This is a genomic window from Leptothoe spongobia TAU-MAC 1115, from assembly GCF_018739885.1.
GTDB lineage: Bacteria > Cyanobacteriota > Cyanobacteriia > Phormidesmidales > Phormidesmidaceae > Leptothoe > Leptothoe spongobia.
In genome coordinates this window covers 40,392-57,518 of sequence record NZ_JADOES010000008.1, presented here as the reverse complement: position 1 = coordinate 57,518, position 17,127 = coordinate 40,392, and the positions used below count along the sequence as shown (strand labels likewise).

Sequence of the window (17,127 nt, the reverse complement as noted above, 5' to 3'; positions counted from 1 at the left end):
ACACATCTAAAGACTCTCCTTAGGAGTCTAAAGAAATCGTTGCAATGCCCATATCGCAACGATTTGTCATGTTTTCTACTGTCTATATCGGCTAGCGTTGGGACATACCCATCTATAATTTGGTCTGATTTATGACAAACTTCGCATTGTCGTTTCCCAAGCTGTCTCCACGGCAGTTTGCTTGGGATAGCGCCGTTCTCTTTTTGGCTGTCTTTTGGCTAGGAGGCAGTTTGATTCTCGATTTTGTGGTCATGCCCATGCTTTATATGAGTGGCATGATGACAGCACCGGGTTTTGCGAGTGCTGGTTATAGCTTATTTGAGCTCTTTAACCATGTGGAAATGCTATTGTCCGGTCTCATTTTGACCGGTGTGTTGGCCATGCGCCAAGCTCATGCTGATTGCTCAGTTGAGGTGAGTGGCAGTCGCAGCCGCTGGGCCTTATTTTTGGCCGGTAGTCTGGTGGCGATAGCGTTGACCTATACCTATGTGCTGACTCCCTATATGGGATCTATCGGCATCGTCCTTGATATGCCAGGGATTATTCACATTGTCCCTAGTTCTATGGATTGGATGCATGGAGCCTATTGGTTGCTAGAGGCGGCTAAGGTGCTAACTCTAGGATTCTTGCTACGCTTGTGCTACAGCGATATTGCAGCCCAGTTTAGTCGTCAAAACTAAATTTCGGTATCAGGCCATAAAAGTCGCATTGCCAACAGCGCAAATCCGATTGCAGCAACGCCCTTAACTAGTTGCTCTGGGAGGATTTGCGCTGTCCCTTCTCCCAGCAGAACGCCTAAAAAACTAGCTAATACTAGGGCGCTAGCAGTGCCCAAGAATACAGCTTTGGGGGATGAAGAACTCCCTCCCAACGCAATTGCTGCCAGCTGGCTTTTGTCCCCTAGTTCTGACAAGAAGACGGTGATAAAGCTAACGCTGAGCAGATTCCAATCAAAGAGCATAGATTGCTTTCCAGTCAATTTCTAATTGGGGCGCTTACACACTAAAGACCAATAACATCAGCTACTAAGCCGACAGAAATAATTAACAACAGGATCCCGGCCAGAGTGTCTAAGATATCTGGGGAGACCCGACGGGCTAGCCATTGTCCCACTAGCACCCCTACAAGACTAGTGGAGATTAAGGCTAGAGCAGCCCCTACAAATACGGTTAGGGGTTTATGGGATTCTGCACTGATCAACAGGGTGGCTACCTGGGTTTTATCTCCCAATTCAGCCAGAAAAATAGTAATAAATGTCGACACAAAAACTCCCCAAAACGTTGCCTTTGACGATGCAACTTCAGGCAATTTGTTTGTAGATGACTTTGCTTCCGGAGGGGGGGCAGATGTGGAGGACGTCACAGAAAGATCTTTCATATTTCTTTCATTATCTGCCAGGAAGATTGGAAGAGCAAGGTCTGGAGCGTTTTGGGCTTGAAGTTTGGAATTATCCGACGTTAAAACGTCCCTTGGTCGCAGGTTTATCCCTGTGCAAATAGGTTAAAACTAAGAGCTCAAAACTCAAGATTACTGTTGGTTTTCTAAACCAACGGCTGTGCTAAACCTTTCTAGTTCATCACTTGTGGGGCCATAGACGCCGCTGATTTGTTCCTGACAGCAGTCGATGGCAAAATCATTGACCTCATCCTCGGTGATGCCAAACATTTGTGAAAAAGTGTCTGCTTGGACACGGCAAAAGCTAGGTCGCTGATCATAAATCTTGCATAGGCGCTGTTCGGCATCGTAGTTGATGCACCAGCCATCTGACCCCACCAGTCCCATATAGATGTCTAACTGTTCTGGAGTGAGATAGTCTGCTAATTCCGGCCGATCGGCTGGAGTGAGGTTGCAGCAGGCTCCACAGGTATTAACACATTGCCATGTGGTCATATTCTTCGTCCTTGGTCAGATGGAGATGTGGTTGATACCAGAATAAAGGGCTGAGACCTCGGGATAGAGGCCAACTTTGTTATCAAAGTTTTTGGAATTTTGTAAACTTTCTTAAAAACGATGGGATCGAACCAGGTAAAATAGCGATGCGCTTGAGTGCGCAAAGGTCACGGTTATTTGGTTATCGGAGGTTCAATGGCTCTTCTGGGTTTCCTAGATTTTCTCGGCAATATTAATTTTCTGGTAATAGCTCAGCTCACTGTTCTAGCAATGGTGGTTATTTCCGGTCCAGCAATCGTGTTTTTGCTAGTGGCACGGGGCGGCGATCTTTAAGTACATCAAGAAGCCCGGTATCTCAGATACCGGGCTTCTTGATGTTAAAGTCGCTGGCGCAATATACATTCTGCGATCGCAAGATCGACAGGAGTCGTAACCTTTAAATTGGTTTCTTCGCCTTCGACAATGTGAACATCCAATCCACATTTTTCAAATAAAGCCGCATCATCAGTCACCGACCAACCATGGGTCTGTCCTTTTTCGTGAGCTTCTTTGAGTAAAGTGACATTAAACCCCTGGGGGGTTTGAGCTGCCCAGAGATGGGAGCGATCTGGTGTGGCTTTAATAATGCCGGAGTTATCTACCTGCTTAATCGTGTCTTTCACGGGTACGGCAGCGATAAAACCTTGGCAATGATTAAAGGCATCACTACAGCGCTCAAACAGTTTTGGTGTGGCCAAGCAGCGAGCCCCATCGTGGATTAAAACGTATTCAGCATCGATAGGTAGTGCTTGTAGGCCATTCTTGACCGATTCCTGTCGGGTATCCCCTCCACGGATAAACGCCACAGGTTTTTTGATCTTTAACTTCATTACGATTTCTTGAAATACCGGCTCATCTATGGATTGGCAGATGATGCCGATCCATTCAATTGTGCTAGCAGCAACTGCAGCTTTGAGTGTCCAGCCCATAATGGAATGATCGAGCAGTGACAAAAGTAACTTGTTGCCATCGGCTCTCATGCGTTTGCCAACGCCTGCTGCCGGTATGAGTAGGTGCATACTGTCTCCGCAAATTTCTGCAACGTTGAATCGGTCCCTTACATACTCTCAAAAACCTTAACCAAATGATGATTTTGAGAGGTCGTCAAGCTCTAGAGAAGATTTAATTTAAAGAAGTTCTGGTCAGTCAGAGTCGCTGCGGATCGATAACATTGCGTTACTCAGTAACGAAAAATTTGATGATTTCGCTGTTTAGTGACCTTTCGGCAGTCTTAGGATTGCCAGCTTCCTCTAGAATGAGTAGCGAAGTATTATCCAAAGCCCATGCGCGTCCTGGCTTTAGTCCCTGGTGGAATCAGCGATCAGCTTCAGTTTTTTCCAACATTAACGACCATTCAAGAAACCTACCCTAATGCTGAAATTGCGGTAGTTGTAGAACCTTCGTCTCAGTCAGCTTATCGGGTATCTAAGGCCGTCAGTGAGCTTATTCCCTTTAATTATCGGGGACACAATAGTCCGGCTGACTGGGCTAATTTACTCGGTATTATTCGCGATCATGAATTCGAAGTCGTTCTGTGTGCTAGCGATCGGTGGGAGGAGGCTGTGTTGCTCTGGCTCAGCGGTATCCCTGCACGTATTGGTTACAGCAGTTCCAAGGCTCCCTGGTTATACACCCATAGAGTAACTGCTGATGCCCAGCAGTACCCAGTTAGTCAATACCAAGCACTATTGCAAGGATTGAAATTACCCTCAAACCCTGCACCTATTAAGTTAAATGTGCCAGCAGGTGATATTAGCTGGGCTGATGATCAACGTAAGTCCCTGGGGATGTCAGGTAGTGGGTATGTCGTTATGTATCCTGGTCTGAGTGCCCAGGCAGATGGTTATCCGACGGCTAGTTGGATGACCATTATTGATGATTTTCAAGACAAGCAGCCCCAGTTACCTATCGTTGTACTGGAGACGGTTGATAGCGAAGATGTCGTAGCTTCAATTGGTCGTCAACGCAGTCTTAAGACCGTTGAAGCTACTAACCTTGGACAGATTGCTGCGATTTTAGCAGGAGCTGACTTAGTGATTAGTCCTGATAGCTATGTGAGTCAGGTGGCCATGGCACTTCAGGTATTTACCCTGGTACTGCAGACAAAATTAAGTAGAGCGTTGCCTCCTGCTGATGGAGAAAGCCGCGCTCTGGGTATACAGTCAGCGACTGATAAACTTGCTGACATCAAACCAGGGGATATATTGCAAAAAGTTTGGGGTGGCTAGGCCATTGTTTAAGTAAAAGCTTAAGACTATATACGATGTCTCAGGGGGGACCAGCTTTCGTTCGGTAGTATAACTCTGCCCCATGATGTTGGTCTCAATAATTTCATCCAGTTTTTCACTAAGTTTTAGATGAGGTAAAACCATGGATCGCGTTAAGTCTCAGGCTGCTGTGGTGTCTCAGCTCCTATTTGATCCCAAGACGGCAGATGCTTATAAGAATGTTCTTGCCTTGACGGGAAAAATTATTAAAGAAGTCGCGTTACTCGCTTGGTTGTTAATTTGTTCTGTGTTTGTCTTTGGTGCTTGGTTTAGTGATACCGCCATTAATTCTGGACGTAATGCACGGAAATGGTGGCAGAAGCAACAGACAGTAGATCCTCAGGATGGCGCTCAGACAGCTGCTGCCACGGGTAAGGCTTTACTAGATGTTAGCCAAAATGGAGCCTATTTTTTGTTAGACAAAGCGCGTGAGCAATTAGGTTTGGATAAAGTTGATCGTCCTGCCACAACTGAAGCGCCTAAGACTCAGCCGATTGCTAAAACAGTTACTCAGACTACTGAAACCATGACTGCCGACAAGGTTACTGCTGTTGCTAAGGAAGCTAAGACGGTGGTCACAAAAACTACATCTGATTTCAAAGCATCTGTAGATAGCTCTGTCGCTGAAAAATCTTAGGGGATATAGTTGGCAAGGCTTTTCAGGCTATGTCAAGGTCTTAATCGTCTAAAAAGCCCTGTTTGTAGAGCGGGGCTTTTTTAATTTTTAATATTTGAACACTATTTGAATGGGGTTGCTTCATTGTGCTGATGCTATGGATCTGGTTTGGTAGGAACCAGATCTAATGTTCTGATATCAGTGGGTAAATAGCTTAAGGATTCGGTCACAGCAATAGCCTCTTTGACCGAAATGTTGCTGCAGTTACTTTGACCATAGTCGTGAGTATTAACCAACCCAGCCCCCACTAATCGGTAGAACCCATCGTCTCCCTCTAGCCAATCGGTAAATAGATCGCTTTCTGGTAATTCTCCGGCACCCCCATTCGGAAATTTGCCATGGTACAGACTATAGTCCTTACCAAATAGAGCATGGTCTAAGGGCTCTTTATTTTCTAAAGAAATATCGCCGATGCCAGTGGCGGAATATTCAATGGCAAAACAGCGATCTTGGTTGTCTCGGTATACCAGCCAATAGTAAGGACGACCGGTGGCTGTTTCACCAATGCCGTAATTGGCTAAGGTCATATCTGCAGGTAAGTAGGTGGGAATAGCAATGTTGATAGCTAAACTGACAAGCTGATTGGTCGCGTCGGGTGGTAGCTGAGCTAGGTAGGAGTTGGCTGGTGGTGGCGGTGGTCCATTGTCTGATACGCCTCCGTTTGGCACTGACAAGCGTTCAGTAGGGGCTGTAGGTGTTGCTGGCGCGGCTAGGTCCTCATCATTAATGGGTGGTGGGGTCTGGCAGCTTACCAGGGTAATCATTAGACCTCCCATTAACCCGTTCAGACGGGTCTTGTGGGGAATGGCCCATGAGGTAAATATTGTCATTTTCTGGTCGAATGTCATCGCATACAACATCCTTAATAGGCCTGGCCGTTACGTTGGGTGAAATAATATCCTCCTTCGGCTTTAGGTAAGGCCAGTAAATCATCATCGGGGTATTCAGCGCGATCCCCTGGTGTTCGGTCTCCAATTTCTAGATAGATGGAGATTTCATTGGACCGATTAATTAGATGATGGCCATCGGCTACTCTGGCTGGAAATCCGGCCATCATCCCAGGCTTGAGCAGAGTTTCTCCAACATCAGTAACGAGTACCAGTTCGCCCGAAACCACATAGATAAATTCATCCTGGTGACTGTGCCAATGCCGCAGTGCAGATTGTGCATTTGGAGCCAACGTCGTCAAATTAACACCAAAATTAGTGAGCCCTGCAGCATTCCCGACACGCTGACGAGAACGTCCAGCTACCTTAGTCCTAAAGGGGGCTGGATATCCAGTTCCCTGGCTGACAGGTACTGTAGAAAGATCAATAACCATAGAGCAAACCTATCCAAACAAGATTAGTTGGAAGAATAGCCCACTTCTGCTGAACTGATACCTAAATAAAATTGGCAAATTATGAGTTGGAGCCCTGACCCTGGCTTGGTTGACGCTAACAAATTTGTCTGTAGTTTAATGACATCTGAGTTCATCAGCTCAAAACTTAGGAATGAGGATTTAATTCGAGCCTATTTTTTGACGTACAGGCGTTCCATGGAACGCCTCTTCAGTCCCTAATCAGCAACTTCCGCCATCTCGATAACTTCACCGTCATAGTCTTTGACCAAAAAATTCAAAGGTCGTTCGCGACGAATTTTATGACGGACACCGTGAGTCTGTACTTGCATTAATAGTAGTTCAAGGCAGTCTCGGTCAAAACAGACATGTCGTTGACGATTCTGATGCCCTCGGCTAGCTCCTGAAATGACGTGTAGCTGGGTATTTTTTTTCAATTGATACCAGAGACCCTCGGGAATACCCGCTCCTGATTCTAGCGGGTGGGGCATGCTGCCCATTCCCATCATTGGATCCATGCTAGTTCCCATGGTTTGCTCGTAGTTATAGTAGTAGTGCAGGGGGATATCGGCTGCGGATAGCCCCAGCATCCCTTCATAAAACTGTTGAGCAATATTCAAATCCGAGACCATCACTGTATGGACCTTGGGGGCACTGGTCAAGAACATCCACATGGCACCCGCGTAGGCCACCAAAAGCAATACCATGATGCCTTGGGTGGAAACAAGGCTATCGAGGGGAAGCCCCTGCCATATAGCAGCTATTGGTAAGTCAAAAACAGTGAGGCAAAAATTCATAGGTTTCTGTGAAAAACGATGCTTCTAGCGTCAGAGCACAGTGAGACTGCATCTAGTGTATCAAGGGTGAAACCGACTGGCCTTGGGGGCCATACCGGGTTAACCGATCCTCTAACCATCAGGTCTATTGGGCTACCTATAGCTTAAGAAGGACCTGATGCCAGACCAAAATTTTCCACCGAATCTTTAAGATTCGATGGATCCTGGTTATAGTAATGGCTATTTATACGGTAGTCTCAGTCTGGTTAATGCCGGTCTGTCCAGGCTGCCGGTGATTGGCGGAGTTCCGTTCGCAGTACTGTGGATATTCCTAATTTTCCTGAGTGTGATCATGCTGTTGTTAAGTCGCTTTTTGAATACAGCGACTACGATCTCGTACAGCACTTAAAGCAACATCCTGACGAAGGCAAGTATTTTACCGCGCTCTTCTGTCGCTATAGTCCAGTGGTATATACATTGATTCGCCATTCGGCCCGTTCTATGGTGCAGTCAGAGTATTTGTTTACGCTGACATGGCGGCATATTCTTTATGAGCTAAGTGGCTTGGACTTACCCCCTGATCCGCCAGTGGATTTTTCGTTGCAGGCCTGGTTAGTGAACTTAACGGCGGCTTGTATCAATCAAGCGGCACTGCCTGATGTCGAAGAAATTCATTACAATCTCCAGGAAGCATCTCCACCACTGTGGTGCTATGTAACTCAAGCCCTTGAGCGATTGCAACCTCTGCATCGTTTGGTCATTATCATGGCTCAAACATTTCGTTGGAGTAATACTCGAATAGCGGCGTATTTACAGGCAGAGGGGCAGCGTATTTCTCCCAAATCTGTGTCAGTGCTATTGGCAGATGCTCAGCAGTCGTTGAACTCAGCATTACCAAGTGATATCCAGGCGATTTACTTTGGGGATACTGATACTGTTACCGAAGAAGATTTAGCAGAAGAGTTGGCGGATTTATTGGATGTGTCCGATTTGGAGTTAGACAAGCCAAATCTATCCTCCGAAGCTTGAGCGCTTTAGTTTTTAGATAGGGAGAAACCTGATTGTGCACCGCACAGTTTGCTTTGGTTACGGTTTAGTGCTGATGGCATTAGTCGGTATGCCCGCAGCCTATGCCCAGGATAGTTTGGATGACCAGCTTCGACAGCCGGTTAATCGTGAATTGATTAGCCAACAAAGAGATGTGGCCGATCAACTTTTGCGTCTAGGTGATCGGCAGTCTAACCAGGGTGACTATGAGTCAGCCCTACGAGCTTGGAATCGGGCCGTTGAGATTTATTTCCAAATTGGGGATGCCGCTTCAATGGAGCGGATCTATGGCGATATTGCCAGTGCCTATGCCGAGCAAGGGGACTATAACCAGGCGGAAACAGCCGTTCGTCGTCAACTTGCGATCGCACGCGACAATCAAAGTTTCAGTACCCAAATTTTTGCTTGGAATGCGTTAGGCACATTACGACTGCAGCAAGGGGCGATCTCCTCGGCCACCCAAGCCTACGAAGAAGCCTTAAATATCGCTTATAGCATTGAGGATGCTGAAGGTATTGGTCTATCACTGAGTAATCTAGGCTTATTAGCCTCTATTCAAGAGGACTATGCCGCCGCCATTGACTATTACGAAGTTGCCGGTAATTATCGTATCCGTGCCGGTAATCTAGAAGGTCGTGCTAATACGAGTAACAACCTTGGGGATGCCTACTTTGCCCAAGGTCAACAGAGCCAGGCGATCGGTGCCTATCGACTCGCTTTGAGCTATGGTCGAGATACTGGAGATGTGACTGCTCAGCTCCATGCTATTGATGGTTTGACTGATGTCTATCGTCAGCGCAACGACTGGGAGCAGGTGCGTTACTATCTCGATGAACGTATAGCCCTTACCCTCAATACCGACAACGATTGGGGGCGTTTGATTACCTTTAAGCGTTTGGGCGAATTTTATGAGGCGATGGGAGAACTTTCCCTGGCAAGGGATCAATATCAGCAAGCCTATGAGCTAGCCCTTGTCCTAGAGCAAACCAATCTTGAAGTAGAACTGTTTAATCGGCTTCTAAGTTTTGAGGGTCGTCTAGAGACTGAATGATTAATGCGGTTTGACTTGATCAGTTTATTTCCTGACTTTTTTTCGTCACCGCTACAGTCGGGACTCATTGGTAGAGCCCTCAAGCGGGATATTGCCCAAGTTCATATTACAAATCCTCGGGATTTCACCACTGATAAGCATCATAAAGTCGACGATGAGCCCTATGGCGGTGGTGTGGGCATGGTGATGAAAGTCGAGCCTATTGTGGCAGCCCTGGAAAGCTTACCCCAAGAGCCTCGTCGTGAAGTTATCCTGATGACCCCCCAAGGTGAGCCCATGGCTCAACCCCTGTTTTGGCAATGGTCAACTGACGTGGATCAGCTAGTGATTATCTGTGGCCATTATGAAGGTGTTGATGAGCGTATTCTTGAGGTTGCTACTCGGGAAGTATCGTTGGGAGACTTTGTGCTGACGTGTGGTGAGATTCCAGCATTGGCTTTAATGAACGGTGTAATCCGCTTGTTGCCAGGCACTGTAGCTAAACGAGATTCATTGCACTATGACAGCTTTGAGGCTGGTCTACTGGATTATCCCCACTACACAAGACCGGCTGAGTTTCGAGGATGGCCTGTGCCAGAGGTGCTGCGCTCAGGTAACCATGCTGCGATCGATCAATGGCGTCGGCAGCAACAGATCGATCGCACTCGGGAGCGTCGTCCGGATCTTTTTGAGCGTTGGCAGCAGCATGGATGGGAAAATCAAGATGCGTGAGGGAAAATGCCCTTCCCCGCAAGTATTAAATTGATCCAAGGAGTGTCTTGTGAGTATTCGCATTGGTAATGGCTACGACATCCACCGTTTAGGGCCTGACCGACCCCTGATTTTAGGGGGGGTTACTATTCCCCATAACCTAGGACTAATCGGTCATAGCGATGCCGATGTGCTTACCCATGCCATCATGGATGCCATGTTAGGAGCCTTGAGTTTGGGCGACATTGGTCATTACTTCCCGCCTTCTGATGACCAGTGGAAAGGAGCGGATAGTTTAGAGCTATTGGACCAAGTGCATCAGATGATCAAGGCCCAGGGATGGTCGATTGGAAATTTGGATACCGTTTTAGTGGCGGAACGACCGAAACTTAAACCTCACATTGAGACCATGAGGAATCGGTTATCTGAGCGCTTATCTGTGGCCATGGATCAAATAGGTATCAAAGCGACCACCAATGAGAAATTAGGTCCAACCGGTCGCGAGGAAGGCATTTCTGCTTATGCGGTGGTATTGCTGACACAATAGCCGTATAAATTTTGTATGTTAAAAAGTTTTGAACAATACATAATTGTTCCCAAAAATTTTTTAGAATTTATGAATATTCTTCCGGATGGTGGTTGAGGCTTCACAGCCTATGCCACCATCCGTCTCTTACGCAACAATGCATCTATTTTTTCTGCGCCTAGGTGATCCTGGATGATTGCCTAGGCATAGAAAGCGCTAATTATTTATTGAAGCAGGGTGTCGAGGTGATGTTATGGATGGTTCTACCATTTCAATTCCTCTTAAAGGAGTTTATTCTCCCCATCAGTTGGCTAGTGACGGATTAAGCCGATGTAGGTGGTTTTCTTCTATTCCTCCAGAGCGTATGGGGCTGTATGGAGAATATGATTACCATGGCTTGTCTAAGCGTGTATTTCAATGTCTCAACAAGAATGTGGATGGCGAATTGAGGCGGTTAAAGATCCGTCAGCGTGGGCGGGTTGTGGTGTTGAGTGGACAGCTGGGGTCCCCGTATCAGTTGCGTGAGATCGTGACTTTGGCGCTTTCCGTGGATGGTGTTGATGAGGTTGAAACCTACGGTGTACGGCTGCTTGAGGCCTGCTAGCCGTGTGAGCTTTTCGCTGCAATTGAAGTCTAGAGCTTTGACTAGCTTGTAGGTATTCTTAGGGATTTTTAAGTGATTGTTTCCGTTACTTGATCTGAGGAGAGCCGCAGTCTGATTAGAGACAGCGCCAAAATAATAATAAAAAGTACCAGTCCAATGGTGCAGGCATAGCTCATCTCTAGATCTACAAATGCTTGTTCATAAACGTAATAGACCACGGTTTTAGAGCTACTTCGTGGTCCTCCTTGAGTCATGATGTAGATTTCTTCAAATACCTTTGTGGCAGATATGGCTGAAATGACAGCCACAAGAAACATGTAGGGCCTCATTAACGGTAGGGTAATATCCCAATGTTTTTTCCAGTTATCAGAACCGTCAATGGCAGCGGCTTCGTAAAGGTCTTCTGGAATGCCTTGCAAGCCTGCTAAATAAATCACCATGTAATAGCCGAGGCCTTTCCAGATGGTGACGGCCATGACGCTAAATAGCGCTAAATTAGGGCTGGTTAGCCAGGGAATGCGGATATCTTGCCCTGTTAAACTGGTCAGCAGCTGATTGAGTAAACCAGTTTCAGCATATAGCCATCGCCAAGCAATGCCTGCGACTACCATCGAAATCACTACTGGGGTATAGTAGGCCACCCGAAACCAGGTTATTCCTTTGAGTTGTTGGTTGACCAGGATCGCTAAAATCAGGGGTGCGATCGCAAGTATTGGTACAACACCAATCAAATAAATCAGCGTATTACCCAATGTTTGCCAAAAGGTATTGTCCTGCCATAGACGTACAAAATTTGACCATCCTACCCACACAGGCGGTTGGGTAATGTCATAGCCATATTCCGTAAAGCTCAAGTAAAAGGCCTGTAGTGCTGGCCAAAACACTGTCATCCCCAACACCACCAAAGCCGGTGCCAGAAAGGTATAGGGAATAAGCCACCGAGGGAATGCACGTTTCATCTAGGGAGGGGAATTCTCATGTTGATCAGCCCCTCCCAGCATACGGGATGAAACACCCGTATTGAAATTCCCTGATGCCCTGTGTCTGGCAGCTTATTTTGCTTGGCTGCTGGAGGATTACGCACCTATAGAAAGCGTCGGTAATCCTGCCCTAAAAATAATGCTCGCTCTGCATTACGACGACGTGTCAAACCAGCTAAGACCCTGCCACCTGCCCTATTCCAGCGTGGAAATTCGTTGGCTGCACCATAGATATCGCGACGATTGAGTTTGCGTAGCAGCGTAGAGCTTCGCAGGGCTCCAGCACCTACGTTGTAAGTAAATGACACCAAGGCCGCAAACTGATTGTCATTAATCGACACTCGTACTGCCTGGTTGATCGCATTTTCAAAACGATTGAGATCGGTCTTCAGGAGCGCTTCGGCTTGAGCCTCGCTAATCTCTTGACCTGGCCTGACTCCCCGCGTAGTACCGTAACCAATGGTCCAGACACCAACAGCATCCTGATAAGCTTTCAGCCGCAGTCCTTCAAATGACTTAATCAAACTGACACCGCTGGCGTTTGTCTGGCGTGATGAGCTAGACGGTTGATTGTTAGACGGTGTTGTTGCCTGCCGTGGAATCGGCTTAGGCTCTGGCCCACTCTGAGAAACCGTCATTCCTCGAGGAGAATCACCTCGACTAAACCACGATTTCATGCCACTGATATTGAGCACTTTCTCGTTCGGGTTTGATTTAGAAGGATACTTAGAAATTTTGGAGATGTAGTATCCGCCCTGCATCAAATAGATAGCCTTATCTGTTTCCTTAATCCAAGTACCCATAAATATCTCTCTCGTCTTGCTCTTAGTTGCTTTTACCCAGACTTTACTGTATCTAGATGACTAGAATAAGAAATAGAATGATAACGAAATTTTAGTTTGCCCATGGTTGCTACATCAGCATCCTCCAAAATTACTAACCAACCCGTTGTAAAACGCTTAGCAAATGGTCTAACGATAATTGCTGAGCAGATGCCTACAGCTGCTGTCAACCTTAACATCTGGCTACGGGTAGGATCTCGGGTAGAGTCCGATGCAATTAACGGCATGGCTCATTTTCTAGAGCACATGATCTTTAAGGGCACCCCACAGCTTCAGTGCGGTGAGTTTGAGCGCTTGATCGAAGAGCGTGGTGCGATTACCAATGCAGCCACTAGCCAAGACTATACTCATTACTACATCACGACAGCTCCCAAGGATTTTGCTACGTTGGCACCGTTGCAAGTAGAGCTCTTACTCAATGCCAAACTTCAAGATAGTGACTTTGAGCGAGAACGACCTGTCATTTTGGAAGAAATTCGCCGTTCCGAAGATAACCCACGGCGACGAGTATTCCAGCATTCGATGGCCTTAAATTTTGAGCAACTACCCTATCGACGCACTGTTTTAGGTCCTACCTCAGTGATTGAACGTCTGTCTGCAGGGCAGATGCGTGACTTTCATCGTCGCTGGTATCAACCGCAAAATATGACGGCTGTTGTGGTTGGCGATTTACCAGTTGATCAGCTGATTGCCACTGTGGAGCAGAGCTTTGACCAGGCCCTAACTTATCGCCATCAAGAAAGTATTAAGGAACCCTTAGAAGGCTTACCGATCAGCATTCCCGAAGCTCCATTTGAGTCTATTGCCCGAGCTGACTATACTGATGCCACTTTACAGCAAGCACGGTTGGTGATCAGCTGGCGTGTTCCAGGGCTAAGGCAGCTGTCTGAAACCTATGCTTTAGATGTAGCGGCATCGATTTTAGGCCAGGGACGCACAGCTCGTCTCGTTCAAGATCTGCGCGAAACTCGTTCCCTGGTGAATAGTATTTCTACCAGCAATATTACCTATGGTGAGCAAGGCGTCTTTTACATTTCGGCTAATTTAGCGATTGAGCAGTTAGAGGCTGTGGAGGCTGCTGTATTAGAGCATGTGCAATATCTTCACGAGCAGCCTGTCAGCGAGGCTGAACTCAGTCGAGTCAGGACTCAAGTGGCTAACCGTTATGTCTTCGGTAATGAGACCTCCAGCGACCGGGCCAGCATGTATGGCTACTATCACGCCATGACCGGTGATATCGAGAATGCTCTAAATTATCCAGCATCGATTAAGACGGTTGATGCTGAAATGATTCAAACTGCTGCCCAACGCTATCTACCGATTGATGCGTACGGCGTGTTGAGGCTACAGCCTGAAACGAACTGAAGCAGAGAGGTCATGGCGAAGTAGTAATGGCCATGCGTGGCGTTGTTAGTGCCAGAGATTAGTTATTTGCTACTCCGGGTTTATCTGCCTTAGTCTTAGACTTTGGTAGATGTATTGGTGTTGTGTTTTGGGGTGAAGGGGATGGCTGATATTTGGAGTGATGTTACTGCTCAAATCAGTCAGGTTACTGGACAAGCGTTTCGCGGCAAACAGACGCGCTCTGTGGGAGGCGGATGCATCAATCAAGCTTATGGTTTGAGTGATGGACAGATGACGTTTTTCGTAAAGCTCAACCAGGCTAGCAAGTTAGCTATGTTTGAGGCGGAGTTGGCTGGTCTACAAGAAATACATAGTAGTCAAACGATTCGAGTGCCATTGCCAGTCTGTACAGGGCTGTCAGGAGCAAACTCCTACATTGTTATGGAGTGGTTAGATTTCGGCGGTAGAGGGCATGCCTGGGCTGCCATGGGACGCGATTTAGCAGCGATGCATCGCACGTCCAGTGATCTGGGTTTTGGTTGGCATCGTGCTAATACGATTGGGGAGACCCATCAGCCTAATGATTGGCAGGAAAGTTGGTATGCCTTTTGGCGAGATCAGCGGTTGGGCTATCAATTTCGCTTGGCTAAACGGAGAGGCGGTTCCTTTCCGCAACAACAGGCCCTAATGGATGCATTACCGGAGCTGCTGTCGGAGCATGATCCTATGCCATCCCTGGTACATGGGGATCTTTGGTCTGGAAATGCATCCATTACAACGGTAGGGGAACCCGTTATTTTTGATCCGGCTACCTACTATGGCGATCGCGAAGTCGATCTAGCCATGACAGAGCTCTTTGGCAGCTTTCCAACCGACTTTTATAGCGCCTACGAAGCAGCTTATCCATTGTCAGAAGGCTATGCGACCCGCAAGATTTTGTACAACCTTTACCACATTCTTAATCACTTCAACCTGTTCGGTGGTGGATATGAGTCCCAAGCCAATCGCATGATTCAACAGCTATTGGTAAAAGTGAGATGATTTTTGCCAGGTTATTTTTCTTGTAATCACAGAAAAATATATTTAGCGGCGAATCCGAGTTAGAACACGCCGAGAATTTGATATATTGAAATTCTGCAATTCGGCGGCATGGCCAAGTGGTAAGGCAGAGGATTGCAAATCCTTTATCCCCAGTTCGAATCTGGGTGCCGCCTTTTAAGGACTTTAGGTTCTAAGTTCTGGGCTTTTCTCTTAGAGAAAAGCCTGCAAGATTAGCTTGTGTGTAGCTAGGCGAATATATCATTCAACGTTAAGAACGCAAACTTAGCCTAATCAATATCGTAATAAGTTGCGTTAGCTCGCTTCTGTCGTACCGGTGGAGGGGGTAGAAATTCTTGCTCATAGTATCGATAGCCACTAGGAGGTACAGGCATCTGGAAGGGATATACCACCGGCACAGTGCGCTCTTCACGTCGACGTCCAGAGACTAAAACCATACATAGAAGAATTGCGCCACCGCCCAGGATCATCACTAACAGTAAACCTCCCCCGATCCATAAGAGTGTTGTTTGAACACTATTGGAGGCGACTTGATCGGATTGTTGCGCAACCAGTTGGCCGTTTTGTAAGGATAGGGTATCAACCGAACGTTGATACTCCCTCAGTTGAGAAAGCACAGCGCGCGTTTCTTCTTGCTGCTGCTTCAGCTGGTTTTCCAGGTTGCGAGCCAGCATCTCTTGTTGCACTAGCTGATTTTCTAACTTTGCGGTCAGCTCACGCTGACGGTCAAGGTCCTGCCTGATATCTTCATTGATGCCATCATCAATGGTTTGGATGGGAGATTGCGGTACAGGGACAACAGACTCTAAGGTGGCTGCACTAGGCTGTGTCTTGGGAGAAGACGACGTTTGAAACCCGACTCGTGCCAGTAGCAATACCAACACAGCTACGCCCGTCGTGGCACACCCAGCCACGAACGCAGTGGTATCGGTCATTGACGATTTGGGTGACATTAATTAATTAACTGCTCCCAACAGTTCACTACGACTATGGCTATCTGTCACGACCTGCGGCATCTGTCAGAGATTACTACATACTATTTACTGGTTGGCTTTGTATTCAATCGTCACCCTGGGGGCACCTGAGACCTATGGAATTGTTTAACCTCAGGTGTCAAAGTCTACTTATACTACCGCACGGGATTAAAGTGGCATCTTTATAGCTAAAGATAGATTTTTCCACTGTATTGAACCGCATCAGGACTTTTAACACCCTAAGCATGAAAATGTACGTCCTGATGGACATGATGGCATTCGGTAGTATACCCTATGTTTCCAAGAAAAAGTGATTGCTATCAAGATTTTATGGTCTAAATAGACTGTAATGTTCCATAGAGTTAGTCATTTTCGAGAAAAGATGAAACCATACCTTAGTCGCTACAGTATGTCACGGTTTTATTGAATTTTTCTTGTTTTTATGAGCCTCAGCTCAAACCTTGAGGATTTTATAAAGAATAATAGATTAAAGTCTACTATTTTTATTCCATCTCTTTATGATTTCAATCTTGACAACAAAAGGTTAAATCAATAAGTAATAAGGCCTCTTAGTAGGGTGGGCGTTCTTAGGATGTAGAGGTTATTTGAGGATTCGCTAGCTCATGGATATTGGTACAGAAAAAGTAGCGCACTTATCAAATCGGGTAGATACTCTGCATCAGCTCCTAGAGCAAATAGATTGCAAAGTATCTGATCTGTTAGTGCGTCAAGATACAAGTAGTGATGGTGGGCGACCTAAGTTTGGGGTTAGTCCTCCTGATAGAGTCGTGGCTAATGGTTTGGAAGAGGCGTTTGACCATAAGGATATTTTGAATGATGAGCCTCATTTTGGTCTTGATCAGTTGACTGGGAATCAGGCGCTATCCCCTGAAATACAGGTACAGCGTTTGACAGCTCAGTTGACGGCTGCCTATAACCGCATTGCGGCATTGGAAGAACAACTGCTTGCTTTTCGTCACTAGATAGTTGTAGATGCTGTGGTGGCTTGATGTTGCTAGATTG

22 protein-coding genes and 1 tRNA gene are annotated in these 17,127 nt (G+C 46.7%); 13 read left to right on the top strand and 10 right to left on the bottom strand.

The window, feature by feature from the left end; translation table 11 throughout:
* Positions 1-131 precede the first annotated feature (131 nt).
* Positions 132-680, top strand: a complete 549-nt coding sequence (locus IXB50_RS05990) for a DUF4149 domain-containing protein (RefSeq protein WP_215608039.1) — start codon at positions 132-134, stop codon at positions 678-680.
* Here the strand turns inward: IXB50_RS05990 and IXB50_RS05985 are convergent.
* The 3 genes from IXB50_RS05985 to IXB50_RS05975 all read right to left on the bottom strand — a co-directional run bounded on the left by IXB50_RS05985 (position 677) and on the right by IXB50_RS05975 (position 1,890).
* Positions 677-961 (bottom strand): TMEM165/GDT1 family protein, encoded by a 285-nt coding sequence (locus tag IXB50_RS05985; protein ID WP_215608038.1) that lies wholly within the window; start codon positions 959-961, stop codon positions 677-679. The two genes, IXB50_RS05990 and IXB50_RS05985, sit on opposite strands and share 4 nt — an antisense overlap.
* Positions 962-1,002: 41 nt before the next feature.
* Positions 1,003-1,377, bottom strand: a complete 375-nt coding sequence (locus tag IXB50_RS05980) for a TMEM165/GDT1 family protein (protein WP_215608037.1) — start codon at positions 1,375-1,377, stop codon at positions 1,003-1,005.
* A 150-nt stretch (positions 1,378-1,527) separates the two neighbouring features.
* Positions 1,528-1,890: a YkgJ family cysteine cluster protein gene (locus IXB50_RS05975; RefSeq protein ID WP_215608036.1), complete on the bottom strand. Its 363-nt coding sequence runs from the start codon at positions 1,888-1,890 to the stop codon at positions 1,528-1,530.
* 195 nt (positions 1,891-2,085) lie between these two features.
* On the opposite strand from IXB50_RS05975, the gene psb30 reads away from it, so the two are divergent.
* Positions 2,086-2,223 (top strand): photosystem II reaction center protein Ycf12/Psb30, encoded by a 138-nt coding sequence (gene psb30, locus IXB50_RS05970; RefSeq protein ID WP_215608035.1) that lies wholly within the window; start codon positions 2,086-2,088, stop codon positions 2,221-2,223.
* 44 nt (positions 2,224-2,267) lie between these two features.
* On the opposite strand, the gene ispD is transcribed toward psb30, so the two are convergent.
* Positions 2,268-2,948, bottom strand: coding sequence for a 2-C-methyl-D-erythritol 4-phosphate cytidylyltransferase (ispD, locus tag IXB50_RS05965; RefSeq protein WP_215608034.1), 681 nt, complete (start codon positions 2,946-2,948; stop codon positions 2,268-2,270).
* A gap of 264 nt (positions 2,949-3,212) precedes the next feature.
* On the opposite strand from ispD, the gene IXB50_RS05960 reads away from it, so the two are divergent.
* Together IXB50_RS05960 and IXB50_RS05955 are read left to right on the top strand one after the other, a co-directional pair.
* Positions 3,213-4,157: a glycosyltransferase family 9 protein gene (locus IXB50_RS05960; protein ID WP_215608033.1), complete on the top strand. Its 945-nt coding sequence runs from the start codon at positions 3,213-3,215 to the stop codon at positions 4,155-4,157.
* Positions 4,158-4,299: 142 nt separating this feature from the next.
* Entirely contained in the window at positions 4,300-4,833 is a 534-nt protein-coding gene (locus IXB50_RS05955; protein ID WP_215608032.1) for a hypothetical protein, read from the top strand.
* Positions 4,834-4,967: 134 nt separating this feature from the next.
* On the opposite strand, the gene IXB50_RS05950 is transcribed toward IXB50_RS05955, so the two are convergent.
* The 3 genes from IXB50_RS05950 to IXB50_RS05940 form a co-directional block, all read right to left on the bottom strand.
* Positions 4,968-5,702 carry a hypothetical protein gene (locus IXB50_RS05950; protein ID WP_215608031.1) on the bottom strand — a complete coding sequence of 245 codons (735 nt, stop codon included), beginning with the start codon at positions 5,700-5,702 and terminating at the stop codon, positions 4,968-4,970.
* Positions 5,703-5,734: 32 nt separating this feature from the next.
* On the bottom strand, positions 5,735-6,193 hold the full coding sequence (locus IXB50_RS05945; RefSeq protein ID WP_215608030.1) for a cupin domain-containing protein: 459 nt from the start codon (positions 6,191-6,193) through the stop codon (positions 5,735-5,737).
* 236 nt (positions 6,194-6,429) lie between these two features.
* Positions 6,430-7,008 carry a VOC family protein gene (locus IXB50_RS05940; protein WP_215608029.1) on the bottom strand — a complete coding sequence of 193 codons (579 nt, stop codon included), beginning with the start codon at positions 7,006-7,008 and terminating at the stop codon, positions 6,430-6,432.
* Positions 7,009-7,308: 300 nt separating this feature from the next.
* Between IXB50_RS05940 and IXB50_RS05935 the strand changes: the two genes are divergently transcribed.
* The 5 genes from IXB50_RS05935 to IXB50_RS05915 all read left to right on the top strand — a co-directional run bounded on the left by IXB50_RS05935 (position 7,309) and on the right by IXB50_RS05915 (position 10,905).
* A complete protein-coding gene (locus tag IXB50_RS05935; protein ID WP_215608028.1) occupies positions 7,309-8,016 on the top strand; it encodes an RNA polymerase sigma factor in 708 nt (235 codons plus the stop codon).
* A 34-nt stretch (positions 8,017-8,050) separates the two neighbouring features.
* The gene (locus tag IXB50_RS05930) at positions 8,051-9,085 is read left to right on the top strand and encodes a tetratricopeptide repeat protein (RefSeq protein WP_215608027.1); all 1,035 of its coding nucleotides are present in this window, start codon (positions 8,051-8,053) and stop codon (positions 9,083-9,085) included.
* Between the two features lie 3 nt (positions 9,086-9,088).
* On the top strand, positions 9,089-9,796 hold the full coding sequence (gene trmD, locus IXB50_RS05925; protein WP_215608026.1) for a tRNA (guanosine(37)-N1)-methyltransferase TrmD: 708 nt from the start codon (positions 9,089-9,091) through the stop codon (positions 9,794-9,796).
* A 49-nt stretch (positions 9,797-9,845) separates the two neighbouring features.
* Complete coding sequence (gene ispF / locus IXB50_RS05920; RefSeq protein WP_215608025.1) at positions 9,846-10,322, top strand: 2-C-methyl-D-erythritol 2,4-cyclodiphosphate synthase; 477 nt, start codon at positions 9,846-9,848, stop codon at positions 10,320-10,322.
* Between the two features lie 232 nt (positions 10,323-10,554).
* Positions 10,555-10,905 (top strand): BON domain-containing protein, encoded by a 351-nt coding sequence (locus tag IXB50_RS05915; RefSeq protein WP_215608024.1) that lies wholly within the window; start codon positions 10,555-10,557, stop codon positions 10,903-10,905.
* Between the two features lie 68 nt (positions 10,906-10,973).
* Here the strand turns inward: IXB50_RS05915 and IXB50_RS05910 are convergent, their stop codons facing one another.
* Both IXB50_RS05910 and IXB50_RS05905 read right to left on the bottom strand, forming a co-directional pair.
* Positions 10,974-11,864 (bottom strand): carbohydrate ABC transporter permease, encoded by an 891-nt coding sequence (locus IXB50_RS05910; protein ID WP_215608023.1) that lies wholly within the window; start codon positions 11,862-11,864, stop codon positions 10,974-10,976.
* A gap of 125 nt (positions 11,865-11,989) precedes the next feature.
* On the bottom strand, positions 11,990-12,688 hold the full coding sequence (locus IXB50_RS05905) for a lysozyme (protein WP_215608022.1): 699 nt from the start codon (positions 12,686-12,688) through the stop codon (positions 11,990-11,992).
* A gap of 102 nt (positions 12,689-12,790) precedes the next feature.
* Here IXB50_RS05905 and IXB50_RS05900 point away from each other — a divergent pair, with 102 nt between their 5' ends.
* The 3 genes from IXB50_RS05900 (at position 12,791) to IXB50_RS05890 (ending at position 15,285) form a co-directional block, all read left to right on the top strand.
* On the top strand, positions 12,791-14,092 hold the full coding sequence (locus IXB50_RS05900) for a M16 family metallopeptidase (RefSeq protein WP_215608021.1): 1,302 nt from the start codon (positions 12,791-12,793) through the stop codon (positions 14,090-14,092).
* A gap of 141 nt (positions 14,093-14,233) precedes the next feature.
* Entirely contained in the window at positions 14,234-15,112 is an 879-nt protein-coding gene (locus IXB50_RS05895) for a fructosamine kinase family protein (protein ID WP_215608020.1), read from the top strand.
* A gap of 102 nt (positions 15,113-15,214) precedes the next feature.
* A tRNA-Cys gene (locus IXB50_RS05890) sits at positions 15,215-15,285 on the top strand.
* 114 nt (positions 15,286-15,399) lie between these two features.
* Here the strand turns inward: IXB50_RS05890 and IXB50_RS05885 are convergent.
* Positions 15,400-16,065 carry a hypothetical protein gene (locus IXB50_RS05885; protein ID WP_215608019.1) on the bottom strand — a complete coding sequence of 222 codons (666 nt, stop codon included), beginning with the start codon at positions 16,063-16,065 and terminating at the stop codon, positions 15,400-15,402.
* A 662-nt stretch (positions 16,066-16,727) separates the two neighbouring features.
* Here IXB50_RS05885 and IXB50_RS05880 point away from each other — a divergent pair.
* Positions 16,728-17,087, top strand: a complete 360-nt coding sequence (locus tag IXB50_RS05880) for a hypothetical protein (protein ID WP_215608018.1) — start codon at positions 16,728-16,730, stop codon at positions 17,085-17,087.
* Positions 17,088-17,127 lie beyond the last annotated feature (40 nt).

Bases quoted from the DNA above. Each gene is read 5' to 3' on its own strand.
- IXB50_RS05940 (WP_215608029.1), bottom strand. From the start codon at position 7,008: ATGAATTTTTGCCTCACTGTTTTTGACTTACCAATAGCTGCTATATGG.
- IXB50_RS05905 (WP_215608022.1), bottom strand. From the start codon at position 12,688: ATGGGTACTTGGATTAAGGAAACAGATAAGGCTATCTATTTGATGCAG.
- IXB50_RS05960 (WP_215608033.1), top strand. From the start codon at position 3,213: ATGCGCGTCCTGGCTTTAGTCCCTGGTGGAATCAGCGATCAGCTTCAG.
- IXB50_RS05880 (WP_215608018.1), top strand. From the start codon at position 16,728: ATGGATATTGGTACAGAAAAAGTAGCGCACTTATCAAATCGGGTAGAT.
- IXB50_RS05910 (WP_215608023.1), bottom strand. From the start codon at position 11,864: ATGAAACGTGCATTCCCTCGGTGGCTTATTCCCTATACCTTTCTGGCA.
- IXB50_RS05885 (WP_215608019.1), bottom strand. From the start codon at position 16,065: ATGACCGATACCACTGCGTTCGTGGCTGGGTGTGCCACGACGGGCGTA.
- IXB50_RS05950 (WP_215608031.1), bottom strand. From the start codon at position 5,702: ATGACAATATTTACCTCATGGGCCATTCCCCACAAGACCCGTCTGAAC.
- psb30 (WP_215608035.1), top strand. From the start codon at position 2,086: ATGGCTCTTCTGGGTTTCCTAGATTTTCTCGGCAATATTAATTTTCTG.
- IXB50_RS05915 (WP_215608024.1), top strand. From the start codon at position 10,555: ATGGATGGTTCTACCATTTCAATTCCTCTTAAAGGAGTTTATTCTCCC.
- IXB50_RS05975 (WP_215608036.1), bottom strand. From the start codon at position 1,890: ATGACCACATGGCAATGTGTTAATACCTGTGGAGCCTGCTGCAACCTC.
- IXB50_RS05955 (WP_215608032.1), top strand. From the start codon at position 4,300: ATGGATCGCGTTAAGTCTCAGGCTGCTGTGGTGTCTCAGCTCCTATTT.
- IXB50_RS05895 (WP_215608020.1), top strand. From the start codon at position 14,234: ATGGCTGATATTTGGAGTGATGTTACTGCTCAAATCAGTCAGGTTACT.
- IXB50_RS05990 (WP_215608039.1), top strand. From the start codon at position 132: ATGACAAACTTCGCATTGTCGTTTCCCAAGCTGTCTCCACGGCAGTTT.
- trmD (WP_215608026.1), top strand. From the start codon at position 9,089: ATGCGGTTTGACTTGATCAGTTTATTTCCTGACTTTTTTTCGTCACCG.
- IXB50_RS05945 (WP_215608030.1), bottom strand. From the start codon at position 6,193: ATGGTTATTGATCTTTCTACAGTACCTGTCAGCCAGGGAACTGGATAT.
- IXB50_RS05980 (WP_215608037.1), bottom strand. From the start codon at position 1,377: ATGAAAGATCTTTCTGTGACGTCCTCCACATCTGCCCCCCCTCCGGAA.
- ispD (WP_215608034.1), bottom strand. From the start codon at position 2,948: ATGCACCTACTCATACCGGCAGCAGGCGTTGGCAAACGCATGAGAGCC.
- IXB50_RS05900 (WP_215608021.1), top strand. From the start codon at position 12,791: ATGGTTGCTACATCAGCATCCTCCAAAATTACTAACCAACCCGTTGTA.
- IXB50_RS05985 (WP_215608038.1), bottom strand. From the start codon at position 961: ATGCTCTTTGATTGGAATCTGCTCAGCGTTAGCTTTATCACCGTCTTC.